This window comes from Erwinia plantamica, assembly GCF_043420595.1.
GTDB classification, from domain to species: domain Bacteria; phylum Pseudomonadota; class Gammaproteobacteria; order Enterobacterales; family Enterobacteriaceae; genus Erwinia; species Erwinia aeris.
The window spans coordinates 193,245-218,564 of the sequence record NZ_JBGCUC010000004.1 but is presented as its reverse complement, the minus strand read 5'-3'; the positions used below and the strand labels follow the sequence as shown (position 1 = coordinate 218,564).

Below are 25,320 nucleotides of genomic sequence, written 5' to 3'. Positions count from 1 at the left end.
ATCCTGTGCCGTTATGATGAAAATTCAGGCAAATGCTGGCACAGGATAAAAACAAAATAAAGATATTTTTATTATAATTTTCAATGCGTTACGATAGCGTGTTACGGATTTTAGCGCTGAATTAGCGGTTAACCTTAGCGGGATGCCTGGCCGCACCCTTCAGGATGCGGCTTCAGATATTATTTTAAGGCATTTTTAAAGAATGAGGTCAGCTTAGCAAATGGGATAAGATCGGTACGGTCATACAGATCGACATGGCCCGCGCCCGGTACGATATATAATTCTTTCGGTTGTCCGGCACGCTGGTAGGCATCTTCGCTAAATTCTTTGGAATGCGCTTTATCGCCGGTAATAAACAGCATCGGACGTGGCGAAATGGTGTCAATATCATTGAACGGATAGAAGTTCATAAACTTTCCGATGCTGCTCAGCATCGGTTTTGTCGTCAGCGCTTCTTTCTCGCCCTCCGGCGTATAACCACCGCGTGATGTGCGGTAGAAATCGAAGAATTCCCGTTGAATAGCAGACGTTGTATCGTCAAGCTTGTTCACCGTACCTGGAATATAGACCGTTTCTCCGCCTTTAAATTCAGCAAGACGCTGTTCCGTTGCCGTTTTGATAAATGCCTGGCGCTGTTCAGGCGTTACGGCATGCTGCAATCCATTACGGAAAGCGGCCCCCATGTCATACATGCTGACCGTCGCGATGGCCTTCATACGCGGGTCTATTTTGGCCGCGTTGATAACAAAGCTGCCGCTGCCGCAAATCCCCAGCACGCCAATTTTTTCTGCATTAATATAGGGTTGCGTACTTAAATAATCGACGGCGGCGCTAAAATCATCCGAATAGATTTCCGGAGAAATCAGATGGCCGGGTTTCCCCTCGCTTTCGCCCCAAAAAGAGAGGTCTATCGCCAGCGTGACGAATCCCTGCTCCGCCAGTTTTTGGGCGTAAAGAGTTGAGCTTTGTTCTTTTACCGCGCCCATAGGATGACCAATAACGATAGCCGGATTTTTACTTGCCTGCTTCATCCCTTTCGGCATAAATAAATTACCGACCACGTTCATCTGATACTGATTTTTAAAAATCACCTTTTGACGGGTAACCTTATCGCTTTTATAAAAGTTATCTGCGCCGTCAGACATATCGGCTCCGGTTGCAGCAAACGAGCTGATTGCCAGCCCTAATAACAAGGTTAATATTCTCACTGGAGAGTCCTCAATAGCTTTTATTAATATTTACATGAAGCAAGCCGCTATCGCCAAAACGCTTTATAGCCATCAGGATTAAAAACGACTCGCGGACATAGCACAGAAAAACGCGGCGTTGATTCATTCTCAATGTTGGCCTGAGGAAATTTTACAGGTGGCGCACAGCATTACTAGCTAATGAATGCTTAATAGGTTTATAACTACAGCTTATCAATGATTGAGATCTGCACCTGATGAAACGCAACCTGAACGACCTGCTCTATTTTGTTACCGTCGCGCGTGAAAAGAGCTTTACACGCGCCGCCGCGCGGCTGGGCGTGACTCAACCTGCTCTCAGCCAGGCGATTTCCGCACTTGAGGAGCGTATGCAAATTCGCCTGCTGACGCGTACGACCCGTAGCGTCTCGCCAACGGTGGCCGGCGAGCGTTTACTGCTGACCATAGGTAACCGTATCGATGAAATCGAAGCCGAACTGGATATGCTTACCGAGATGCGCGATAAGCCAGCAGGCACGGTTCGCATTACCTGCGGCCCCAACGTTTTGCACAGTACGCTACTGCCAAAGCTGACGCCGCTGCTGCGCCAGTACCCTGACATCACCCTCGAATTTGATGCCAATCACGGATTTCGTGACATTGTCACAGATCGGTTCGATGCGGGCGTGCGGCTTGGCGATACCATAGATAAAGATATGATCGCGGTACCCATCGGCCCTGAGCTACGCATGGCCGCAGTGGCAACGCCGGAGTATTTTACACGTTACCCTCTTCCCGAAACGCCTCATGATCTCACGCAGCACGCCTGCATTAACCAGCGTATGGTTCGCTCTGGCGGGCTATACGTCTGGGACTTCGATCAGGACGGCGGCGATTTGAACGTACGCGTCAGCGGCCAGCTTATTTTCAATACTTCTGAACACATTGTTGCCGCAGCGCTGGCAGGACTTGGCATCGCTTTTTTACCCGAAGAAGAGTTCGGCAATCATATTGAAGAGGGACGGTTGATCCGTGTGCTGGAGCAGTGGTGCAGGCCTTTTCCCGGCTACTACCTCTATTATCCCAGCCGGAAACAGCCTTCACCCGCCTTCTCTCTGGTAGTCGATGCACTTCGGGTAAGCCGAAAGCGTAGACCTGCCAGCGGGTCGCCTCAGGGTTAGCGCAGCCCCTTCCCCGGCAGCGTCAGCCCTTCTCCGCCCTGGCACATGTAATGGAATGCAAATAACTTCCTGCGGATCGCCTTTAAATGTGAACGAAGATTTCTCCACGCCTGATTAGCAGCAATAGCTAAATACAACGTGGCGGAAAGGCGTTGTATAGCTCCTGAGGTTTACTTTTTATTAACAATAAATCCAAATGCGTAACACTGTGCGCCACGGGCGACCTTAATGAGGAGTGAAGTTATGAAAGCGTTAGTTCAGGATGTGCTCTCTATTTTTTCAGCGAAATCGATCGAGCCGGTGCTGGTTCGCTCAGGCCTGTCTCAGCGGGAAAAAGCCTCGATCGCGCCTTTCGGCGTAACGGAAGTCAGCTGGGCAACCTCGCTGGAAGATCTCCACGACGCGCTGGTGCAAAAGGCGCTGGCCGCAGGCGCGGTCGGTTACCATATTACCCATGTGGAATCCCATAAGCCGGGCCAGGAGACGCAGTCGGTGCTGGCTGCCACCGCCACGCTGTATAACATCAGCGACAGACAGATCGTTGATAACGCGGCGCTTTAAACGGATCGTGCCGAGGTCTGCATTTTCTGAATAGCGAGTGTGCTTTACCGGAATCCAACTATGGCAATCTCCTGAAGGCTGGTAGGCTTTCTGGCCAGCCTGACGGGGCGGCTGTTATCTCAGCCGGCGCGGCGCATTTTTAGCCGCTAAATAAGCGGCGCCGCAGCCTGGCGCGCCAGGGGCAACGCCATAAATGAAGTCCCGTCCTACAGAGTCGCTGGCTAACCGGGAGAGCATTATGACGCAACTTGTAAATTATCTGCACCAGGTACGCCACCATCTGCATCGATTCCCTGAACTTTCGGGTCAGGAAGTCGCCACCACGGCTTATCTGCGCGAGCAGCTGGCTAACCACGATATTACCGTGCTGGATCTGCCGCTGGCGACAGGCCTGGTTGCGGAAATTCGCGGCGATCGGCCAGGCCCGCTGGTGGTGGTACGCGGCGATATCGATGCTTTGCCGATTGAGGAACAGACCGACCTGGCTTTCCGCTCGCAAACGCCGGGCGTGATGCATGCCTGCGGCCATGATTTCCACGCTTCGGCAGTGCTGGGCGCGGCGATCCTGCTGCAGCAACAGTGCGACCAGCTGGCAGGAAGCGTGCGTATTCTGTTTCAGCCCGCCGAGGAAACCGGCCAGGGCGCGCCAGCCGTACTGGCGAGCGGCGCGCTGGATAAAGCCAGCGTCATTTTCGGCCTGCACAACGACCCAGGCCTGCCGGTCGGCGTGGTGGGTTGCAAAGCGGGCGCGCTGACCGCAGGCGTTGACCGTTTCGCCATCCGCATTACCGGCACGGGCAGCCACGCCGCGCGTCCGCATGAAGGCAACGATCCGATCGTGATTGCCGGCCAGCTGATTACCGCTCTGCAAACGCTGATCGCCCGCAATCTCCCCTCCGAGCAAAACGCCGTGGTTTCCGTAACGCAGATCCACAGCGGCACGACCTGGAACGTGATCCCGGCAGAGGCATGGCTGGAGGGCACGGTGCGCACCTTTAACGCCGAAAGCCGCGCCCTGCTCGAACGCCGCTTGCGCCAGCTGCTTAGCGGCCTGGCCGTCTCGTTTAATGCAGAACTCAGCCTGGACTGGCAGCCGGGGCCGCCTTCGGTTAGCAACGACGCGCGCTGGGCGGCTTTCGCGCTTGAACAGGCCAGCGCCAGCGGGCTGGAAGCGCGTACCGTTGCGGCCAGCCCGATAGGCGAAGATTTTGCTTTCTATCAGCAGCGGATCCCTGGCGCCTTTGTGATGGTCGGCTCCGGCGGCCCCTGGCCACTGCATCATCCTGAATTTCGCGTTGATGATAACGCCCTCTTTCCGGCGGCTCGTTATCTGGCCAGGCTGGCGTTTACGGCCGGCAAAACGCTGGCGGCAGAAGCGGGAGTGACAGCCTGAGAATTCAGCTCAGCCTGTCAAACAAAGAGGATGGCCGATGCTTAGCTTTTTCTTTCTGAAGCAGCCTGGTGGATCACCATTTTTCCTGCCTGGCGAGCTAACGCAATGTTTTCGGCCTGTTGTAACACCTGCTGTAGATCCTCTTCATCTATATCAAGGAACTCCCCTTTCATTAACGCTTCGTGCAGATCCTGCCGTGAAATGGCCACATCCATCTGTACGGGTTTTGGCAAGGTTTCAGCGGCAGAAAGCGTATGCGGGTAACGACGACCGATCAGATTATTGAAAAGGATGGCCACAAACGTCAGCGAGACTGAATTAAGCAGCACCGGGACAAAAGCGAAATGGTAGCCACTCATTCCTGCCGCGTGGCTGCCCATCACTGCAGTCAACGCTATTGCGCCGCCCGGGGGATGAAGACAGCGCAGCTTAAACATCAGCACCACGGACAGGCCAGCAGCGAGTGCAGCCCCAATCACGGGCTGTTCAATATAGTGCGCGACGGTCAGGCCGGTTAATGCTGATACAAAATTACCACCTATTACTGACCATGGCTGAGCCAGCGGGCTGTTAGATGCAGCAAACAGCAGAACGGCGGAGGCACCCATTGGCGCAATAAACCAGACGTTAACTTCGCCCAGCGTCCAGTGGCTGAACAGGCTGGCGAACAGCAAACCGGTGAAAGCCCCCAGGCTGGAAAGGATTATCTGGCGGGGTGCCACTACCACCGGGCGCGGCCAGAATCTTTTTATAAAATGCTTTATTTGAGAAATAGTTATCATGCAGGCGATATCTTATCTGATAAAAACGGCGCGCGAATAGTCTCTGAATTTACGGCGAAACACAATGCCCGATCTTTTGCCAATCCTCTGGCGTTCAGGGCCCTTGCTGGCCGCAGCGTAGGCGTCGCTGGGATCGACACTGGTCCCAAAACGATAACGATGTAATCAGAATTTGGCCTTATACTCCCAGCCTGGCCGGTTATTGATTAGCCTGATTGATAAAATTCCCTTTTTCCTTGGTTATTGTACGCATCTGCTATGCCTGACTTAGCGTGCCCTAAGGCCTGCCGGATGTACCCACAAAAAATAGAAAAATTACCCAGCCGGAGTCGCGGTGTTAAAAATGAATTTTATTGCCGGTAATGTTAAAACCACGGTAATTCTGGCATTTCCCAGAGCAAAAGCGCCTGCCTCAGATTTTAAATCAAACGGCATCTCTTTTTTTTCAATTGCCCGAGAAAAAAAGGAAAAGACACCTGTGATTCAATTGTTATATCGATAAGGCGTGATTTTTTCATTAAAGAAATTAAAAGTGACACACCCCCCCTGTCAGGGCTATGATTTAAAGTAGATCTATTTTTTTGCGGCAATATACTTCTAAGTCGTTATATTTTCCCCGCTTTATTTTAATGCTTAATTTGCACCAGAGTCAGGCTGGCGCTGAGGCCCCAATGATTATAAACAGTGACAGCAATAACGGCCCTCGTCTCCGTGCATTACAGGCTCTCCTTAGCGCTGATGAAAGCAGGGATGAGGTGCTCAGGAAATTTGTTCAGCTTTCCAGCCAGACGCTGGGCATTCCGGGTAGCTTTATCTCCGTACTGGATGATGATACTCAGTACGTTCGCGCTTCCCACAATTTTTCCCTGTCACACTCTTCTCGCGAAGAGTCGCTGTGTCGTCACGTGGTAGACAGCGATAATCCGGTTGTGGTGCCTGATACCCTGCTCGATATTCGGTTTGCCACTCATTCTCTGGTCATCGGGGCGCCGTATATCCGCTTTTACGCTGGCGTGCCGCTAAAAAATAGCGAAGGGATTGTGGTCGGCACGCTGTGCGTAACCGACACGAAGCCCCATCCTTTTAGCGCCAGCCAAATTACCACGCTCAGAATGCTGGCTGCCCTGGTGATCTCTTTCCTTGAAGCATTAAATTCCGCCAGTTTTACCGATCCCGTTACCGCTCTGCCTAATCGTCAGCGCCTTATCCAGGATCTGCAAAACCTGACCGCAGCAGAGAATCAGACGTCGCGTCGGTTAATCATTATTGACTGTATTGATATGCCTCGCGCCTGCGAACTTGCACGCTCAATGGGCATGGGGCCGGTAGAAAATCTGCTTAAAGATGTGGCGACGCTGCTGCCACTCCGTCTGAGGCTGGCAGCGGGTGACAGGCTTTATACGGTTGCCACCGGCCGTATTGCCCTGTTGACACGTCAGGGCAGCCACCTCAGCGCTGAGCGGGTCGTCGAAAAGCTGGAGGGAATTAGCGTCGATCTGGGCGACGGTCTTGCTATCGCGCTAACAATTTTTACGGGCGAGACGGACTTTATTCCAGGGGAGGTCGCTGCCCAGGAGATACTCCGCCGCGCAGTCAGCGCGCTGCATGAAGCTATCGCACGCGGTTTGTCATCGCTCCATTTTGTTGAGGTGGTCAATGAACGGCATACGCAGGATCCTGCGCTGATCAGCGATCTGGCTTCTGCGCTGCGGGAAGGCCAGGGGCTATGGCTGGCCTGGCAGCCCAGAATTTGTCTGCACAGCGGTAAGCCTGTCGGGCTGGAGGCGCTTATCCGCTGGCGCCACCCCACTCGGGGCGAGCTCTCTCCTGCTTTTTTTGTCCCACAGGCTGAACAGGGTCAGTTATTATCCGTCCTGACGAACTGGATGACAGATCGCGTGATTAGCCGGCTGGCAAGACTGAAAAACAGCCATATTCAGTTACCGATAATCATTAATGTCAGCGCACGCGACTTCTCGCATAAAGGCTTTGCTACCATGCTGGAAAATAAAATGCTGAAAGAGAAACTGCCTAATGCCCTGCTCGGCATTGAATGCCTCGAAACCGAACGTATGCTTGAGAACCCGGCGGCACTGAGTGGGATGGAAATGTTAAAACTCAGGGGGTTTGGTATTTCACTGGATGATTTTGTCACAGGCTACCGCAATATCAGCTATCTGCGACGTATGCCACGTGATGCAATAAAAATCGATCGATCTTTGATCCGAAATATTTCCTCGGATACCTCTTCACGGATCATTTCCCGCAGTATTGTAACCATGCTGAAGGAGCTGGATTACACCGTACTGGTGGAGAATGGGGAGGCGGATACGGCGTTAACAGAATATGGCAGTAACCAGGAACAGGACTATTTTTATGCCAGGCCGTTGCCAGAGGCAGAGCTGGATCAGTGGCTGGAATGGCGGCTACGCGATCTGGGCAAGTCGTCTTAACCGGTAAAAGCGGATGAAAAAATGAAAGTATTTAAAGGCAATAAAAAAACGTTGCCGGTGCGTTTCTGCAAATATTGTAATAAGCCAATGACATGGCGTAAAAAATGGGAGAAGTGCTGGGACGAGGTGCAATATTGTTCTGAACGCTGCCGCCAACACGCGAAGCGCCCCCTCTCCCGCAAAGATGAACATTCCTGAACTCAGCTCAGCGGCTGCGAACGCGCTGACCGACTTCGTATCACCCGCTGGTTTTTTCCGTTTTCGCCCGATCGTTTAACACGCCGTTTTGCCTGGTGTATTTCGACAGTACCAGGCCGCGTTTGTCGCATGCTCTGTGCACTTATGCCCGAATTGTTCAAAACGGCCTTATCCCTCACCGTCCTTCCGGCCCTTCTCCTTCAGATTATTCCTAAGAAAAACCGTCTTTTACCGCCGCTTAATGTGATTTGCATCACACTTTTAGCATCAGATAGTGAGACGGGTGATTTGTACCACCAAAAATGTTGAATGATAATGATTGTTATTTATAATCGCATTCAAACAAAAGCTGTTAACAGTAATTTAACCTATGGGTTGCACGCGGGATATTGTCTTTACAACGAGTAAGCATGACTCCCTGTTTTTTAAGGTGTTTCTCCTTTTTGCATCTCTTGATTTTTATTGGAATTTTCGAGCTGGTAATCCTGCCTGGTTAACGTAGGCAGAGTCTTTGCGTCTTAAAGTACAGGAACTAAATATGGTCTTACGCTCATTCGCTCAATCAGTCCCCTCTTCTGCTGTCGGTGATGTTAGCAGCCCTGAAAACTACATTTTCAATAACCAGCAGCTGCCTGCCTGGAATCAGCAAACCCAGGACGTGCTGGCGCTAATGTCCAGAACACTGGAGGCCGTTGAGAAGCCATTTAGCGGTATCCTTCCCCATGAGCTGGCCACAGCGTTCAGCGAGGTCGATTTGGATCGCCCGCTGGGCAGTAACGAAGAGGCGCTGGCAGAGCTTAGCCAGCTCTACCTCCGTGACGCTGTCTGGTTCCATCATCCTAAATACCTGGCGCATCTCAACTGTCCGCTGGTCATGCCTTCTCTTATGGCTGAGCAGATCATGGCCGCCGTAAACAGCTCGGTAGATACCTGGGATCAAAGCGCAGGCGGCACGCTGATTGAGCAAAAAGTTATTGACTGGACCCTGGACCGTATTGGCCTGCCTGCTGAATCGGATGGGATTTTTACCAGCGGCGGTACCCAGTCTAATTTGATGGCCATGCTTCTGGCACGAGACAGCTGGTGTGAAGCCCATCATCCCGGCCACCTTATTAAACAGCGGGGGCTGCCTGAAGATGCTGCTAAGTGGCGTGTATTCACTTCAAAACTCAGCCATTTCAGCATTCAAAAGTCGATGGCGATCCTTGGATTGGGTTATGACGCCGTTATCCCCGTTGATTACGATGCACATTACCGCATGGACGCGAAACAGCTTGAACAGGAGATCCTGCGCTGCCATGAACAGGGATTAATCCCGATTGCCGTTGTTGCAACCAGCGGCACCACCGATTTTGGCAGTATCGATCCGCTTCAGCAGATAGCGGACCTTTGCCAACATCACGGCTTATGGATGCATGTTGACGCTGCCTATGGCTGCGGCCTGCTGGTATCAGAAAATCATCGCCACCGCCTGAACGGTATTGAACAGGCCGACTCGGTGACCGTCGACTATCACAAATCGTTCTTTCAAAGCGTCAGCTGCGGCGCTTTCTTCGTGCGTAACCGCAAACATCTGAAGCACGTTACCCACCATGCTGACTACCTTAATCCGTTAAGCGCCCAGCAGGAAGGCACGCCAAACCTGGTCAATAAAAGCATTCAGACTACGCGTCGTTTCGATGCCCTGAAGATGTGGCTGACGCTGCGCATCATGGGGCCGCGCATGCTGGGCGAAGCTTTCGACAGCATTATCAACCTGACGCAAATCGCCCATCAGCTGCTGAACCAACATCCCGCTATCGAGGTGCTCCATGCGCCCGAGTTGACCACGCAGATTTTCCGCTACGTTCCCGAGTCAGCGATGAGCGAGGCACAAATTGATGACATTAATGTAGCGATTCGTAAGGCGCTGTTCCGTTCCGGAAATGCCGTCGTTGCCGGTACCAAAGTAGAAGGACGTCAGTATCTGAAATTTACCCTGTTAAATCCCACCACCACCCCTGCTGACCTCGAAGACGTGGTCAGCCTGATTGCGTATTACGGGCGGGAGCAGATGCGGCTTTCTCTATTGACCCCGGCAAACCAGTGAGAGCGTTAAAATGAATAAGACTGTTTACGATTTTATCGGTATTGGTATTGGCCCTTTCAACCTGGGGCTGGCCTGTCTTAGTGAACCGGTTGAAGGCCTGAACGGCTTCTTCCTCGATCGGAATCCGGGATTTGACTGGCACACCGGCATGATGCTGGAAAACGCGCATTTGCAAACGCCCTTTATGGCCGATCTGGTGACCCTGGCCGATCCTACCAGCCCTTACAGTTTGCTTAACTACATGAAGGAAAAAGGAAAGATATACTCATTCTATATTCGGGAAGACTTCTTCCTGATGCGCAAAGAGTATAATCAGTACTGCCAGTGGGCCTGTTCGCGACTCAGCAATCTGCGCTGGAATACGCATGTTGATTATGTCAGCTACGACGAAGAAACGGGCGCCTACCGTATTTCCGCCACCGATACCCGCAGCGGCACACGGCATGAATGGTTCGCGCGCCGTCTGATCCTTGGCACGGGCCCTACCGCCTGGTTACCCGAATGTAGTATTCCGCACCGCCAGCGCCTTACGCATTCCAGTGAATATCTGCTGAACAAAGCAGAGCTGCAGAAAAAACGTTCGATAACCGTGTTGGGCAGCGGACAGAGCGCCGCAGAAATTTATTACGATCTGCTCACTGAAATCGATCGCTTTGGTTACCAGCTCAACTGGATCACCCGCGCGCCGCGTTTTTATCCGCTGGAATATACCAAACTGACGCTGGAGATGACCTCGCCTGAATGGGTGGACTATTTCCATGATTTGCCGCCGGGCAAGCGCGACGAACTGAATACCCGCCATAAGAACCTCTATAAAGGTATCAACAGCAGTCTTATCAACGACATTTACGATCTGCTGTACATCAAGCAGCTTGACGGCGAACTGGACGTGAATCTGTTTACCCACTCGGCGCTGACGGATATGCGCTGGCTGCCGCAGGGAGAATTCGAACTATCGCTGCATCAGCAGGAGCAGGATTGCACATTTACCCGGCGCACCGAAGGGTTGGTTGTGGCTACCGGCTATCAGTATCGTCCGCCAGCGTTTCTTGAAGGCGTGACTCAGCGTCTGCGCTGGGATGAAAAGGGTCGTTATGATGTTCAGCGCAACTACAGTATCGATAAGCATAACCAGATCTTTGTGCAGAACGCCGAGCTTCATACCCATGGGTTCGTAACGCCCGATCTGGGTATGGCCTGCTATCGCAACTCGGTTTTGCTGCGTGAGCTGACCGGGCGAGAAGTCTATCCGATCGAACGGCAAATTGCCTTCCAGACCTTTCCTGCACAAACGGAGCGATAACATGTCATCGCCTACAATTTTTAGCGCCGACCGTCTGGCCGGCACGTTCAGCCTCCGGCCTATGCGCGCAGAAGACGCTGCGTTGATCCACAGCTGGGTTACGCGTGAATATGCGCGCTTCTGGGGGATGCAGACACATAGCCCTGAGCAGGTTGCCGCTTTTTACCAGGATTTAACGTCCTCCGATCCGCACGCAGCGCTGATCGGCTGTTGCGACGATCGGCCTGTGTTCCTGATCGAATGCTACCGCGCCAGCGACGATGAGGTCGGTAAGTTTTATCCTGCCGCGCCGGACGACTATGGCATGCACATTTTGATCGCCCCTGCCAGCCAGCCGGTCAGAGATTTCAGCTGGCAGGTTTTCACCCTGGTGATGGATTACATGTTCAGCCGACCGGAAGTGAACCGCGTAGTGGTTGAGCCAGACGTACGTAACGACAAAATTCATGTGCTAAACAAGCGTGCGGGTTTTCGTTATCAGCAAACCATTGATATGGGAAACAAAACGGCCTGGCTGGCCTTTTGCCAGCGGGAAGATTACCAACACGCTCTACTGCAGGAACAGCTGAATATGACCACTGAAACGACCTCACTGCTGAACGGCGCTCATCTGACGGGCGACAACTGGACCCGGGCTAACCGTTTGCTGATCCGCAAAGCTATTGCCGAATTTGCTCACGAAAAAATCGTAACGCCTGTTGAGACGGGTGATTGCCGCTATATGTTGTCCGTACCGGGAAGCGAGTTAACTTATCATTTTCGAGCGATGCGCCTTGCGCTGGATCATTGGGAAATTGAGGTTGAGTCGCTGAGCAAACAGGAGAATGGTCGTGCTCTGCCGCTGGATGCGCTGCAATTTATCGTTGAGTTTAACCAACAGATTGGCATCCCACAGGCGCTGCTGGCAACATATATGGAAGAGATTAGCAGCACGCTGTGCAGCAGCGTTTTCAAGCTACAAAAAAACCAGCCTGACAGTCAGGCGCTGGTAAAAGCGGATTTCCAGACTGTTGAAGCCTCCATGACCGAAGGTCATCCCTGCTTTGTTGCCAACAATGGCCGTATTGGCTTTGATGCCCGTGACTATCTTGCTTTTGCGCCAGAGGCCGCGACGCCTGTCAGGCTTATCTGGGTAGCGGTTCACCAACGCAATGCCCATTTCTCCAGCCTGAGCAACCTGAGCTACGAGCAGCTGATGCGCGATGAGCTGGGGGAAAAAACCGTGGAGCACTTTACCCAGCAACTGATTAAAAAAGGGCTGTCGGCTGATGAATACATTTTCATGCCCGTTCATCCATGGCAGTGGCAAAACAAGTTGCTGACCGTTTTTGCGGCAGATATTGCGAATAACGATATTGTCTATCTGGGCAGCGGCGACGATAGCTATCAGGCCCAGCAGTCTATTCGCACTTTCTTTAATCGCAGCCAGCCCGGCAAACGTTATGTTAAAACGGCTTTGTCCGTGCTTAATATGGGTTTTATGCGCGGCCTGTCGCCTTACTATATGGCTACCACGCCAGCGATTAACGAGTGGCTGGAAAAGCTGGTTGTCGGTGATGCATGGCTGCAACGCTGCGATTTTCGCATCCTGCGTGAAGTGGCGGCAGTGGGTTATCACAACCGCTATTACGAGCAGGCTATCAAGGGCGATTCCGCTTATAAAAAGATGTTTGCCGCGCTGTGGAGGGATAACCCGGCCGCCAGCCTGAAGCCCGGCCAGCGTCTGATGACTATGGCGTCTTTCCTGCACAGAGACCATCATCAGCAAGCCCTGCTGCCGGCACTGATAGCCGATTCCGGTTTACCGGCTAAAGAGTGGGTATCACGCTATCTGACCTGCTATCTCAGCCCCCTTCTGCACTGCTTTTATCAGTACGATTTGGTATTTATGCCGCACGGCGAAAACCTGATTATGCTGTTAGAAAACAATGTTCCGGTTAGCGCCTGTATGAAAGATATCGGCGAAGAAATTGCCGTAATGGATCCCGATGCGGTTCTCCCTGACAAGGTACAGCGACTGGCGGTGGACGTGCCGGAAAACCTCAAACTGTTATCGATCTTTACGGATGTTTTTGACTGCATCTTCCGCTTTATCAGTGCGATCCTGCATGAATCGGGCACCTTGCCGGAGGAAGAATTCTGGCAGGCAGTGGCACAGTGCGTTAAAGACTATCAACAGGCACATCCTCAATTCGCAGAGAAATTTTCTCGCTACGACATGTTTGCGCCGGAGTTTACCCGCTCCTGTCTGAATCGTCTGCAGTTGGCAAATAATCAACAGATGATCAATCTCTCCGATCCGGCTGAAAATCTTAAATTTGCCGGAACGCTGATCAACCCGATAGCGCGCTGGCGTTAACGACCCCATTGTTTGCCTTAACAAAAGCTTTACTGACGCGACCGCTCTGGCGGCCGCGTTTTCCTTTTTTTATTCCGGGACAGTATACAGATGGCTCTTTATCACCCCCTATCGCAGTTGACTCGCCGACACCTGATTTTCCCGCTGTCGCTGGTGTTATTTGAGTTTGCAACCTATATAGCCCACGACATGATCCAGCCCGGCATGCTGCTGGTCACCCAAGAATTTGCCGTCGGCCCTGAGTGGGTCTCCACCTCACTGACTGCCTATCTTATCGGAGGCCTGATGCTGCAATGGCTGCTCGGGCCGCTTTCCGATCGGGTTGGGCGCCGTCCGGTATTACTCTCCGGCGTGGCTTTTTTTATGCTCACCTGTGTGGCTACGCATTGGGTACAAAGCATTGAACAATTTGTGTTACTGCGCTTTCTGCAGGGAATTAGCCTGTGTTTTATCGGCTCGGTCGGCTACGCCGCCGTACAGGAAGCGTTTAATGAATCACTCAGCGTGAAGATAATGGCATTGATGGCAAACGTCGCTTTACTGGCGCCGTTAGCCGGGCCGCTGGCAGGCGCTGCTTTTCTCTCGGTGGGCGACTGGCGCACTATGTTCTGGCTGTTTGGCGGCCTGTCGGCGATTGCGCTGGTCGGACTGTGGCAGGCTATGCCTGAAACCGCTGGCGACAAAGGAACACCGCTCTCGCTGAAGTCGATTGGTAAAGGCTATTTTGCGCTTCTGCAAGATCGTCAGGTGATGAGCGGATCCCTGGCAATAGGGTTAGTGACTATCCCTTGTCTTTCGTGGGTGGCTTTATCACCAGTGATCCTTATTCATGATAGCGGGCTTAGCCGCATGGGGTATGCGCTGCTGCAACTGCCGGTCTTTATGGCCATGATTGCCGGCAATTTCACGCTAAGCCGACTTGCCAGCCGTGTATCTATTGCGCAGCCGCTGCGCCTGGGTGCCTGGCCTGTCGTCAGCGGGTTAGCCATGGCGGCGGTCGCCACCACCCTTAACGAGCACAGCTACCTGTGGCTGACGGCCGGGCTAAGCATTTACGGTTTCGGGACTGGTCTGGTCAGCGCCGGGCTTTACCGCATGACGCTGTTTTCCAGCAGCGCCGGAAAAGGGAGCGTGGCGGCAATGGTTGGCATGGTCACTATCCTGGTTTTTGCTCTGGGAATTGAAGCCGCAAAGGCCTCTTACTTCAGCGTCGGCAGCCGAGGATTCAGTCTGGTAAACCTTACCTGCGGCCTGCTGTGGCTGGGGCTGGTACTGGCATTTCTCCGCGAAAATCAGCGTCGACAGTCGGTGGTTCGCCCGTAATAAATACCGGCAACGGCGCGGCTTTCTCAACCTTCCCGCCGGTTGCCAGGACGAATCGATCGGCGCTTTGTTCGGGATCGACCAGAGCAAAGTGCCGATCGCCTGGGCATCGCCGCATAAAATAAAATCGCTTTTCACGTGTAGCCAAAGCGTTGCGATATTCGTTAACGGCGTCATTCTGAACACATACAGCTGCGATCCTTTCTTACTAAATTCATATAATGGGCATTATATGAATCCAGAAAAAGCAGGTGATCCGCCTGAAGAAGAATAATGGGATCCAGGGCGATCGGGATCGGGCTATTTTATAAGCATCAGGATCGATAAAAACGATCGCGCTATGTAAATTCTGCAGCATATTACCCCTGCACGTCCCACAGAATTCACGTAGCGCAACCAGACCAGAATTGCCGGAAAAATGTACGGTTCAGGACAGATCCGCCATCGAAACGCCAATAATTTAATCAGGGCAACAAAGCTTCCCCGCCGGTGTCGTTTGAACAGGACGGCTGGGAAAGGATTTTCAGGAAGGCGATTTTTGATGAGCCGTTCGCGAGTACGGCCTGACAGAGGAAAATAAATGAGGCTCAGTCGGGCAAAAATGCTGGGGGAACTCGATGCGCCCTGCCGCCTGGATTTGGCGGAAAGGCGCAATCACGCTTCCCTCACCCACGCCGCTATATCTGTTCCCATTCAGGCAGGTGGTTAGCTTTCTTTCGCCACAGCTGAAAAACGGACATCACAAGGCTAAACAACAGGCCTGCGCTCAGTATGGTTATGGAAGCAGAGAGTAAATCCACATACTGTGCTTTCCAGAACACAAACCACATCACGATCCCCCAGAATGGCGTATAGACAATCGTAAAGCTGAATAAATTAGTCATGAAAGGCGATAAAGGCGGCGGCGCCACCTTGAAGCCAAGGTTCCACAAAAGACGATGGCACGGCGGAGCGTAAGTGCTGTGCCACATCCCTTTCGCCCTCATCATTGCAAAGGCACGCCTTTTTTTTCCATCGAAAATCGGGGAGCTTTTCATAATAAATCCCTGGAATTTTTGTTGTTATTTGAGTGTAACAGTTTCCGAAAGGAATGATTTCTTATTAGCATCGTTTTACTGAAACAGACAGTTAAACCATGTCAAAAGGCATAACGCCGGAGAATATCGCGTACTCAGCGGGCTGGCAGCCGACACAATGTGCATCAGGGAGGATGATTTACCGCGGATGACAGGAATTTATCAGTATAAGCGTGAAACCATTAAAGCGCCCGTTCAGGCACTATGATTATTACGCTGTTTACTGCTCCGCACCATGCCACGGCAGAAGTAAGCACCGGCCGAAAAATATCGCCAAGCTTAACGCTGACCGGCCTCTACGGTTATGCCCCGATAAAAGGTCGGCTCAACCCGTAGCGGCCTGGCGATCAGCCCCTGCTGCTGATAAAAATCGGCCGTTGCCTGCTGCTGAGCCACCGTTTGGGGATCGATAGCCTGCCAGTGTGCTTTCCTGCGGCTGAATGAGAGTTTTACCGCCTGCTGAGGAAAACCGATAATATGGGCCAGCGTTGCCGAATAGCCGTCAATATTGTTGTAGGCCAGCTGCTCAGCATGGGCCAGAAGATTCACATACTGCTGTAATGCCTGGCGTTTTTCCGCATTGCCGAGCGCGCTGTCGGTAGCAGCCAGAAAACTGTTACCTGCGATCAATCCCTGGCCATTAACCAGTACGCGGCCGATGCCGGAGGTTTCCGCCAGCGCGGTATAAGGATCCCACGTTGCCCAGGCATCTATCGCGCCGCTGGCCAGGGCGATTTTCGCGTCGCCAGGCGTAAGATAACGAAAGCGCACGTCTTCTGCCTTAATCCCTGCCTGTGCCAGCGCTTTCAACGCCACGAAATGGCCAATAGAGCCTCGCCCCGTTCCGATACTTTTTCCTTTAAGATCGGCCGCGCTGTGCAGCGTAGAATCCTTATTAACCACGATAGCTGTTCCAATTGGGTCAGATTTATCTACGGCGATAGCCTTTACCTGCGAGCCAGCCGCTATGGAAAATAACAGCGGCGCGTCGCCGATAATACCTGCATCTACCGCGCCGGCATTAAGCGCTTCCGCCAGCGGCGCGGCGGCCGGGAATTCCGCCCATTCAATATGGAAAGGCAGGTTTTTAAGCAAGCCGGAGGCCTCAAGCTGCGCGCGCATATTGCCTTTCTGATCGGCAATTCTTAATGTAGTCACGCCATCAGCATAAACCGACCCGCTTACGGCCAATGCCAGCAATACTATTAAATTTTTCATCTCATCTTTTTCCCTGTCAGAAATCGTTCTAAGTATTTACCTAAGCCAAAATAAGATTAATCCCGCAGAGTACCGATACGCCGCGCAAAAAATCTTATTCTCACTGCCAGATTCAGATGAAAGCATCTTATTGTTTTTTGCCTGATAAATCCGACCGAAACTTATAACAATACTTCCATTACATTACTGAATAATAACTTTTATCAAAATTTACCTACGATAAGGTGCCGCTCCCCAGGCTTATCCTGGGCGTATGCACAAATCGTAAAAAGTCAGCCATAGCTATTTTATCCATATACGGGGTGTTTTGGAGTAGTAAAGCTTTCTCAAGAAGGCTTTAAGCGTATTTAGCCATTAAATTCAAAAAGATACCATAAACAATGCCATACTTATCAACTGGTCGAATTTTCGACCACACCATACGCTTGCTGGCCACTGTTATCCACAGAAAATGGGGATTACCTGTGCATAAAAAAGTATAAATCGCTCTGAAAAGCGCTACCGTTGCGGTGAAACGCCCTAATTCTGTTGATAATTTTTGCGAAACGCCGCCTCAGGCGTAAAAAATGAGCATCGCCAGGCAGCAAAAGTTCAGGGAGAAAGAGAAAGCGGCCATGCAGGCGCTGTGCCTGACACTCGGGCGATTTATCTACAGCAATAAAAAACGCTGTAGCCAGCGGCCATCCAGTAGTTCGTCTTGAAGTTGTCCCTGGCTCAGCCTGATAAAAACGCAGCATACGGCTAAAAATGGCCCCCTTTGTTTTATTAGCCAACCGGCCGCAGGCTGTAAAACTACCATTACTTACCAATAAATGATCATTCCGTTTTTTTACGGACTATGTTACAGCAAGAATTATCTTTAAATAAAAGGTGTTAATATTTTATTTTACTGAGAAAGGCTAATGAAAATAAAATTTGAAAAGTCTCTTACAAACCCAGATAAAATAAGCTCAGCAGGAAAATTCTTTTGATTTTAATCAAATGCAACGCTGTTTCTTATTTACCACCTACGTGGCGATCTTCATTGCAGCGTCTTTAAATTCCACCGCTTTATCAATCAGCATGGTTTATGCATGAGGTGATATGTTTTTCACTACGAAAATTTTTCTCATAATTAAAATACTCCGCTAAGATAGTTTTCTTTTACGGTAGCCGCTCTCTTTCTTATAGAAATTATTTCCCGTGAATGACGCTAAATGATTTTTCCGATGATTTACGATCCCCTGTCAGACAGCCTCTTTTGCTGGATGGCATCCCCTCCGATCACCTACCTAAACATGGTTAACATCTCGCTGTCGCGCGCGTTCTCTCCCCTGCCCTGTCCTTAAGGATCCTTCAGGCTTGTCTGCCAGGAAGGCTTATGGGTAAGCAAAAGAAGCGCATTAAGCCTCTGCTAAGCGCCAGCTGCTCGGTGTCTATTTGGGGTTATTGATATTGAAAATAAATGTATGTTGTAACTATTTTAGGTAACTCAGCCAGCTTACAAACCATAAGATGAACCGGCAAAGCAGAAAGGCACGCTCTGTAGCGGCTAAAAGCCGTACGACGGGATTGCCAGTTTTCGATGGAAAAAAGCGTGCCTTTGCAAGGATGAGAGCGAAAAGGATGCGGCACAGCACTTAGCAACAAGGTTGTATTGCGCGTAATAAGGTAGAGAAGTGCCATACAGGCGAGACAAAAGGGAAAACGTTATGGCCCATCGTTTACTGAGAAAGTTCGGCATTGGGTTGATTTTATTTTGCCCGGCTCATGTGCCACCGGCTATTTATTATTCTTTGGATATCTGGCTTTAACTATTACCTTCCCTGCCAGGTTTAAGCGAAAAATTTTTGTGATACAGCCATTGGCATAGCTGAAATACGTTTAAATGGAGGTGCTGACCGTCGCCACAGCCAGCACCTTTTCTGCGCTTAAAAGGATTACTTTTCCGTCGCTAACAGCGCTGCCTTTAACCGGCCAGGTTGCCCTGGCTCAGTGCTACCGCCAACCCAGCTCCGGGGCAACATATTTAAGGATTGCTTCCAGCACGTGCGTGCAATATGCCACGCCAAGCTGATTAGGGATGGTCAGCAGCAACGTATCCGCCTCGGCAATCGCTTCATCCTTCGCCAGCTGGGCAATCAGCTTCTCCGGTTCGGCGGCATAGCTGCGCCCGAAGATGGCACGCGTTTTTTCATCCAGGTAGCCAATCTGATCGCCACCCTGCCCGCTGCTGCCAAACCAGGCACGATCCTGTTCGCTGACCAACGCAAAAATACTGCGGCTGACCGAAACGCGCGGCTCGCGCTGATGACCCGCTTCCCGCCAGGCGGCGCGATAGGCACGGATCTGTTTTGCCTGCTGAATATGGAAAGGCTCGCCGGTTTCGTCATCTTTTAGCGTCGAGCTTTGCAGGTTCATCCCCAGCTTCGCGGCCCAAACCGCCGTGGCGTCCGAACCCGACCCCCACCAGATCCGTTCACGCAGCCCGGAGGAAAAAGGTTCAGGCCGCAGCAGTCCCGGCGGATTAGGAAACATCGGCTGCGGATTAGGTTTTGCAAACCCTTCGCCCTTCAACACTTCCAGCAGCGCCTCGGTATGGCGCCGCCCCATATCAGCATCGCTTTCGCCCTCCTGCGGGCCATAGCCAAAGTAGCGCCAGCCTTCAATGACCTGTTCCGGTGAGCCGCGGCTGAGGCCCAACTGCAAACGCCCGCCGCTGATTAAATCGGCCACGCCGGCGTCTTCCGCCATATAAAGCGGGTTCTCGTAGCGCATATCAATAACGCCGGTACCAATTTCAATTTTATTGGTACGGGCCGCAACGGCCGCCAGCAGCGGAAACGGCGCGCTAAGCTGGCGGGCAAAGTGGTGCACGCGAAAATAGGCGCCGTCGGCGCCCAGCTCTTCTGCGGCTACCGCCAGATCGATAGATTGCAGCAGCGCATCTGCTGCCGATCGGGTGGCCGACTGTGCAGAGGGCGTCCAGTGACCGAAAGAGAGAAACCCAATTTTTTTCATAGCATAATGACCTTTAGCGGCGCGCATCTGGCGCGTTGAAACCGTCATACTAACGCTGAAGCCTGGGCTTGTCTGCCGTCAACCGGTTAAAACTCCGCAGGCTCGCCGGGCAACGGCTCCGACAGCGTCTGTCCCTCTGCGCCCGCGTAGAAGATCACCAGCTCAGCGGCTTCGTCGGTGGTATAGCCGCGATGAATATCGCCCGTTGCCTCATTCAGCGCTTCGCCAGCCTTTACCTGATGCGTTCTGCCGCTCTCTTTATCTTCAATGGTCAGCTGGCCAGAGAGCAAATAAGCCATATTTGGCATCGGATGCGAATGCCAGGGCAGCGACGTATGCGGCGGAATAGTCATCTTCATTACCGTAAGCTGGGGTTTACCGGCGGGATAAGCGGTATAGGGCGTACCGTTCCAGGCTTCGCTGGTTTGAAGCAGTTCGGTCGTCTGGATCGTTGCTGAATCATTCTTTTGGTCAGTCAAGGTGGCCTCCTTTATAAAATAGCGTCCTCCTGTTTAACTTAGTAGAAGATCGGCCGCCGTGTCACAAAGGAGATGCCGCGCGCTGATTTCAGGCAGAAAAGTGGCGGGTAAAGGACGCCGGGCCTCAAGCTGGTGAAGAAACATTGCCGGAACAACGACGTTGCGAAATGACCGTTACCTGCCAGGCTTTTACTGACATTTTGTATCAGCATTAAACAATTTCAGACACTTTCAAGTTACGGAGACAAAATGAAAGGAACCCTGCCTCTGATCGCCCTACTGCTGTGCGGCTGCGGCGCGCACAATTCGCCCTCGCAAGTTACCAGCCCTGGCGCCCCGACCTCGACGGAAAAAAAGCTGCTGGATACCGGCGCGGCAGCGATGCAGTCCCGCCCGCCCATTGACGCTATTAACGCTTATCTGGACGGCTTTCATTTCTATAACGGCGACCACAATGGACAGATGGAGGCGCACCATTACGTCACCATTCTCAACGACGACGTGATGCAGGCGGTAATTTACGACGGCAACACGCGCGACGCCAAGCTGATGGGCGTGGAATATATTATCAGCGAAAGACTGTTTAAAACGCTGCCGCCGGAAGAGAAAAAGTATTGGCACAGCCATCAGTATGAGGTGAAATCCGGCACGCTGATCGCGCCTGGCCTGCCGCCGCTGGCGGAAAAAGCGCTGATGTCGCGTATCGTTAACACCTACGGCAAAACCTGGCATACCTGGCATACCGATCGTGATAAAACGCTGCCGTTGGGCATTCCGGCGCTGATGATGGGCTTTACCGCCGACGGCCAGATGGATCCGCGTTTGCTGATCGATCGCGACAAAAGATTCGACGTGGACACGAAGAAAATCAGAGAGTCACGCAAAGATATCATTGCGCATCCGGCAGCGGCAGGCGCCAACGCCTGGGAACATGGCGATACCGTCCAGCTGAAAAGCGTCAAGGGCGGCGGCGATATTGCTCATGGCGAAACCCATTTTACCACCTCAGAGCAGACCCGCAGCGGCAAGCTCTAGGCAAGGCGGGAAACGGAACATGTGCGCCATCGCGCATGTTCCGCGCTCGCTAATCCTGTTCTTTGTCCTGCCCTGCGTAGTTAAACAGCCGATCCCTCGCCAGGTTCTTCATTTTTACTTCGCACATGATATCGAACTCTTTGAACGATAAAGCCCAGTCGTTCAGCGTATCGTTAAAATAATAGTCGGAGTGCGCCCGCAGCTTAGTTCTTGCCACGCCTAACTCTTCCTGATTTGGCCAGCCGTGTGGCGGAATGATACCTTCCTGCGAAATCGAATAGTGCAGCACCGGCCTGACGCCGCGCCAGGAGGCTTTAATCTGCGCGATACGCGGATCGTCGGGCTGGATAAATTCGTTCTCTTTTACCCAATGGTGATGAATATCCAGCACGATGGGACAGAGCTCTTTCGCCTGAAGCACGTCATCCAGCGAACAGGAAATCTCATCGTTTTCCACCGTCAGCATGTTTTTCGCTTCCGGGCTGAGGCGGTGAAACGCGGTTTGAAATCCCTCAAAACCGCCCTTGCCGTTCATATGGATATTGATTTTAAAATCCTGGAAGGTTTTGCCATAGCCCATCAGCTTCGCGCACAGCGTGTGATATTCCACGTCTTCAATGGCGCGTTCCACCACCAGTGGATTATCTGACGCCAGCACGGAATATTGTCCCGGATGAAAAGAGAGGCGGATATGATGGGCCCGGGCGAAATCGCCGCATTTCGCCAGCGCCGAATGCAGTTCCGGTAAATAGTCCTGATACAGCTCGTTCGCTTCCGGCACCGTAAACAGAGGCAGCAGATCGCTTCCCAGCCGCATCATACGTAGCGCTTCCGGCTCTTTCGCCAGCGCTTCCAGCGTCAGGTAAAGATTGCTGAGATTATGCTGCGATATTTCGCTGATTAGCGCCAGCCGCGCTGCTTTATCCAGGCTCAAAAATCGGGTGCGCGTGGTGGCTCTTAATGGAAAAGGCTGTTTTGCCTCAGCATTAAAATATTTACAAGCAAAGCCCAGTTTCATGATTACTCCTGTTGAGACACCAGAACTGAGTGTAACAACTCAGGAAGAATTGTGGGGCGGCAGGCTGCCAGCCGCGCGGTTTTTCAACAATATTGGGAAAGCAGAAACGCCAGAAGGAGCATTAATAAGCAAGTCGCTGCCCAACCTGCCGTCTGATTAACTGTTACGGCATTCTGAAACCGACTTTCAGCCGGATCTCGACCGCAATGGCAAGCAGCATTAAAAAATATCACGGCTGAGAACAGGCAATAGTAGCGGCCCGGCCAGGCAGATGGCGAACACCAGGAATAGTCTTAAATGAAATTTAATGCTGTTAAATCAGAATGTTGTTATATAGATTCAGGATGGATCCCAGCCTGAATTTGCCGGAGAAAACACTTTGCATGACGGTCTGTTAATTAGCGTCGGCGAACGGGTACGTCTGTTCCGCAAACGCAAGCAGCTAAGTCAGATTGCCCTGAGCGAGCGTAGCGGCATCGATCGTACTTATCTTAGCGATATTGAAAACGGCAAGCGTAATATCAGTTTGCTTACCCTGAATAACCTGGCTCTGGCGCTCGATGTGCCGATTGAAATGCTGGTTTCTCGCCCGCCAGTGACGCTTTAATAACCAACACGCCTGCGCCATGCTATTTGCGGCCGCGCTTATTACGCTATTTTCCCCAATGTTGCCGCCCGGGCGCCGTCATGCCGGGCGCTTTGCCTGCGCAAGCTGAAAACTTATCTATACTTTTCAATCCAGAGCCTGATGTCATTCGGTGAGCCATCATCGTTTTATGGCTCAGGCCGTCTATATATTCTGAACAAGGGACGTCGAGTGAAAAATAAAACCTACCGCTCTCCCGTGCGTAAAGAGGGTTTTGCCGGTCTCGGCGACTATGCGGCTATCGGCGAGGGGCGCTCCGTGGCGCTGATCGCGCCCGATGGCGCCATCGACTGGTGGTGCGCGCCCAATCTGGACTCGCCGCCGCTGTTCGATCGCATCCTCGATCCCGGTATCGGCGGTTTTTTCCAGCTGGAGCCTGAAGGCAGCTACCGCGTCGAGCGGCGCTATCGCGAGGAGAGCAACGTCCTTGAAACGCTATACAGCACAGAAAGCGGCTCGGTTCGCCTTACCGAATCGCTGAACAGCTCGCTGGCGGGCCGTCTGCCGTGGAGCGAGCTGGCGCGACGTGTGGAAGGCGTTGAAGGCGAAGTCGTGCTGAACCTGCGCCTTAAGCTGGGCACGATGGCGGAAAGCCGCTCGCCGTGGGTAGCGGATACCCATCACGGCGCGGTTTTTCATATCGGCGATCTGATGACCATGCTGCGCACCAGCGAAGACGTAACGATTAGCTGGTTGTGCGATGAAGCGGTCGAAGGACGCCTGGTCACCTCTCCCGGTTCGCATTCGCTGATAGCGCTGCTGGCGAGTGAAAAAGAGCCGTTAGCCGTGCCGGATCTCGCGGCGATCGACGACAGGATTGAAACCAGTCATACCGCCTGGCGCGACTGGGTCAACCACCTTTCTTATCAGGGGCTGTTCTCACCGCACGTTAAGCGTTCCGCGCTGTCGCTAAAATTTCTCTGGTACTCGCCAACTGGCGCGCTGGCGGCTGCGGCGACGTCATCCTTACCCGAAGGCTTTGGCGGCGAGAAGAACTACGACTATCGCTACGCCTGGGTGCGCGACGCCTGCCTGATCATTAAATCCTTCGTCTACCTGGGGGCGCTGGAAGATTGTAAGGCCGCTTTCTCCTGGCTGACGCACACCATTATTCGCCACGGCGTTAAGCTGCGCGCCTGCTATACCCTGGACGGTAGTCTGGTGCCGGAAGAGCGTTACCTGCCGCTCAGGGGCTATGAAGATTCACAACCCGTGCGCGTGGGTAATAATGCCCGCGATCAGGTACAGCTCAGCATGTATGGCGATATGCTCTCTACCGCCCGGCTGTTTATCCAGGCGGGCCACGTGCTGGATATTGCTACCTCACGAATGCTTGGCGAACTGGCCAACTGCTGTGCCGACAGCTGGCGGCAAAAGGATTCGGGGATCTGGGAGCTGCCCGACGAACAGCACTACACCCACTCCAAAATGGCCTGCTGGCTGGCGCTGGATCAGGCCGTCGCGATGGCCGAAGGCAAACATATCGAACCTACCTGGGTCGGCCGCTGGGAGCGCGAGCGCGATCGTATTCGCGACTGGATCGAAGAGCACTGCTGGTCGGAGAGCCGCCAGGCCTATCTGTTCTATGTCGGCTGCGAAGACAGGCTGGACGCCTCGCTGGCGCTGATGCACCATTATGGCAACAGCGTCAATCCCGAACGCATGCTGAAAACTTATGACGCCATCCGCCGTGAGCTGGGCCACAACAGCGCCATGCTGTATCGCTACAGCGGCGTGGAGCAGGAAGAAAGCACCTTTGTGGCCTGCTCTTTCTGGCTGGTGGAAGCCTGCGCTTCAATGGGGGATACAAAACGCGCGGAGGCTTCCATGCATGAAATTCTGGAAAGCCTGTGCGACAGAGGCAACGTAGAAATCTTTAACGAGATGTTTGACGTCAGAACCGCCAGCTGGCGCGGCAACCTGCCGCAGGGGCTGAGCCATCTGGCGCTGGTCTGCGCGGCCCAGGCATTAACCGAAGCCAAAGGCGAATAAAAAAAGGTTAAGGCAAGGATGGCTCGC

22 protein-coding genes are annotated in these 25,320 nt (G+C 52.6%); 15 read left to right on the top strand and 7 right to left on the bottom strand.

Translation table 11 applies throughout. The annotated features are described in order from the left end of the window. Positions 1-179: 179 nt before the first annotated feature. Positions 180-1,145, bottom strand: a complete 966-nt coding sequence (locus AB3U87_RS05695; RefSeq protein ID WP_394148673.1) for an alpha/beta hydrolase — start codon at positions 1,143-1,145, stop codon at positions 180-182. A 299-nt stretch (positions 1,146-1,444) separates the two neighbouring features. Between AB3U87_RS05695 and AB3U87_RS05690 the strand changes: the two genes are divergently transcribed. The 3 genes from AB3U87_RS05690 (at position 1,445) to AB3U87_RS05680 (ending at position 4,322) form a co-directional block, all read left to right on the top strand. After that, positions 1,445-2,368 carry a LysR family transcriptional regulator gene (locus AB3U87_RS05690; RefSeq protein ID WP_253454142.1) on the top strand — a complete coding sequence of 308 codons (924 nt, stop codon included), beginning with the start codon at positions 1,445-1,447 and terminating at the stop codon, positions 2,366-2,368. A gap of 243 nt (positions 2,369-2,611) precedes the next feature. Beyond that, positions 2,612-2,929: a YdgH/BhsA/McbA family protein gene (locus tag AB3U87_RS05685; protein WP_253454144.1), complete on the top strand. Its 318-nt coding sequence runs from the start codon at positions 2,612-2,614 to the stop codon at positions 2,927-2,929. Between the two features lie 238 nt (positions 2,930-3,167). Then, positions 3,168-4,322, top strand: coding sequence for an amidohydrolase (locus AB3U87_RS05680; RefSeq protein ID WP_253454146.1), 1,155 nt, complete (start codon positions 3,168-3,170; stop codon positions 4,320-4,322). 41 nt (positions 4,323-4,363) lie between these two features. On the opposite strand, the gene AB3U87_RS05675 is transcribed toward AB3U87_RS05680, so the two are convergent. Then, positions 4,364-5,104 carry an HPP family protein gene (locus AB3U87_RS05675; RefSeq protein ID WP_253454148.1) on the bottom strand — a complete coding sequence of 247 codons (741 nt, stop codon included), beginning with the start codon at positions 5,102-5,104 and terminating at the stop codon, positions 4,364-4,366. Between the two features lie 334 nt (positions 5,105-5,438). Here AB3U87_RS05675 and AB3U87_RS05670 point away from each other — a divergent pair, with 334 nt between their 5' ends. The 7 genes from AB3U87_RS05670 to AB3U87_RS05640 all read left to right on the top strand — a co-directional run bounded on the left by AB3U87_RS05670 (position 5,439) and on the right by AB3U87_RS05640 (position 14,829). Then, complete coding sequence (locus AB3U87_RS05670; protein WP_301250817.1) at positions 5,439-5,606, top strand: hypothetical protein; 168 nt, start codon at positions 5,439-5,441, stop codon at positions 5,604-5,606. Between the two features lie 169 nt (positions 5,607-5,775). Then, positions 5,776-7,557 carry an EAL domain-containing protein gene (locus AB3U87_RS05665; RefSeq protein ID WP_301250818.1) on the top strand — a complete coding sequence of 594 codons (1,782 nt, stop codon included), beginning with the start codon at positions 5,776-5,778 and terminating at the stop codon, positions 7,555-7,557. 21 nt (positions 7,558-7,578) lie between these two features. Further along, positions 7,579-7,755 carry a DUF2256 domain-containing protein gene (locus tag AB3U87_RS05660; protein WP_253454153.1) on the top strand — a complete coding sequence of 59 codons (177 nt, stop codon included), beginning with the start codon at positions 7,579-7,581 and terminating at the stop codon, positions 7,753-7,755. 538 nt (positions 7,756-8,293) lie between these two features. Beyond that, a complete protein-coding gene (locus tag AB3U87_RS05655; RefSeq protein WP_253454155.1) occupies positions 8,294-9,844 on the top strand; it encodes a pyridoxal phosphate-dependent decarboxylase family protein in 1,551 nt (516 codons plus the stop codon). Between the two features lie 10 nt (positions 9,845-9,854). Beyond that, positions 9,855-11,147, top strand: a complete 1,293-nt coding sequence (locus AB3U87_RS05650) for a lysine N(6)-hydroxylase/L-ornithine N(5)-oxygenase family protein (protein ID WP_394148672.1) — start codon at positions 9,855-9,857, stop codon at positions 11,145-11,147. A 1-nt stretch (position 11,148) separates the two neighbouring features. Next, on the top strand, positions 11,149-13,506 hold the full coding sequence (locus tag AB3U87_RS05645) for a GNAT family N-acetyltransferase (protein ID WP_394148671.1): 2,358 nt from the start codon (positions 11,149-11,151) through the stop codon (positions 13,504-13,506). A gap of 90 nt (positions 13,507-13,596) precedes the next feature. Next, entirely contained in the window at positions 13,597-14,829 is a 1,233-nt protein-coding gene (locus AB3U87_RS05640) for an MFS transporter (RefSeq protein WP_253454161.1), read from the top strand. Positions 14,830-15,506: 677 nt separating this feature from the next. Here AB3U87_RS05640 and AB3U87_RS05635 read toward each other — a convergent pair. Beyond that, positions 15,507-15,866 (bottom strand): DUF6404 family protein, encoded by a 360-nt coding sequence (locus tag AB3U87_RS05635; RefSeq protein WP_301250821.1) that lies wholly within the window; start codon positions 15,864-15,866, stop codon positions 15,507-15,509. A gap of 318 nt (positions 15,867-16,184) precedes the next feature. Beyond that, positions 16,185-17,123: an ABC transporter substrate-binding protein gene (locus AB3U87_RS05630; RefSeq protein ID WP_253454164.1), complete on the bottom strand. Its 939-nt coding sequence runs from the start codon at positions 17,121-17,123 to the stop codon at positions 16,185-16,187. 566 nt (positions 17,124-17,689) lie between these two features. Between AB3U87_RS05630 and AB3U87_RS05625 the strand changes: the two genes are divergently transcribed. Then, positions 17,690-17,824 (top strand): hypothetical protein, encoded by a 135-nt coding sequence (locus AB3U87_RS05625; protein ID WP_301250822.1) that lies wholly within the window; start codon positions 17,690-17,692, stop codon positions 17,822-17,824. A 1,276-nt stretch (positions 17,825-19,100) separates the two neighbouring features. Here the strand turns inward: AB3U87_RS05625 and AB3U87_RS05620 are convergent. Together AB3U87_RS05620 and AB3U87_RS05615 are read right to left on the bottom strand one after the other, a co-directional pair. Then, positions 19,101-20,123 (bottom strand): LLM class flavin-dependent oxidoreductase, encoded by a 1,023-nt coding sequence (locus tag AB3U87_RS05620; RefSeq protein ID WP_301250823.1) that lies wholly within the window; start codon positions 20,121-20,123, stop codon positions 19,101-19,103. Between the two features lie 86 nt (positions 20,124-20,209). Then, positions 20,210-20,602: a cupin domain-containing protein gene (locus AB3U87_RS05615; RefSeq protein WP_394148670.1), complete on the bottom strand. Its 393-nt coding sequence runs from the start codon at positions 20,600-20,602 to the stop codon at positions 20,210-20,212. Between the two features lie 249 nt (positions 20,603-20,851). Between AB3U87_RS05615 and AB3U87_RS05610 the strand changes: the two genes are divergently transcribed. Beyond that, positions 20,852-21,637, top strand: coding sequence for an OBAP family protein (locus AB3U87_RS05610; protein ID WP_301250824.1), 786 nt, complete (start codon positions 20,852-20,854; stop codon positions 21,635-21,637). A gap of 49 nt (positions 21,638-21,686) precedes the next feature. Here AB3U87_RS05610 and AB3U87_RS05605 read toward each other — a convergent pair whose 3' ends face one another. Next, positions 21,687-22,655 (bottom strand): apurinic/apyrimidinic endonuclease family protein, encoded by a 969-nt coding sequence (locus tag AB3U87_RS05605; RefSeq protein WP_253454171.1) that lies wholly within the window; start codon positions 22,653-22,655, stop codon positions 21,687-21,689. On the opposite strand from AB3U87_RS05605, the gene AB3U87_RS05600 reads away from it, so the two are divergent. The 3 genes from AB3U87_RS05600 (at position 22,588) to AB3U87_RS05590 (ending at position 25,293) form a co-directional block, all read left to right on the top strand. Beyond that, the gene (locus tag AB3U87_RS05600) at positions 22,588-22,815 is read left to right on the top strand and encodes a hypothetical protein (protein ID WP_301729728.1); all 228 of its coding nucleotides are present in this window, start codon (positions 22,588-22,590) and stop codon (positions 22,813-22,815) included. The two genes, AB3U87_RS05605 and AB3U87_RS05600, sit on opposite strands and share 68 nt — an antisense overlap. 219 nt (positions 22,816-23,034) lie before the next feature. Beyond that, positions 23,035-23,262 (top strand): helix-turn-helix domain-containing protein, encoded by a 228-nt coding sequence (locus tag AB3U87_RS05595; RefSeq protein WP_253454173.1) that lies wholly within the window; start codon positions 23,035-23,037, stop codon positions 23,260-23,262. A 210-nt stretch (positions 23,263-23,472) separates the two neighbouring features. Then, entirely contained in the window at positions 23,473-25,293 is a 1,821-nt protein-coding gene (locus tag AB3U87_RS05590; protein ID WP_253454175.1) for a glycoside hydrolase family 15 protein, read from the top strand. Positions 25,294-25,320 lie beyond the last annotated feature (27 nt).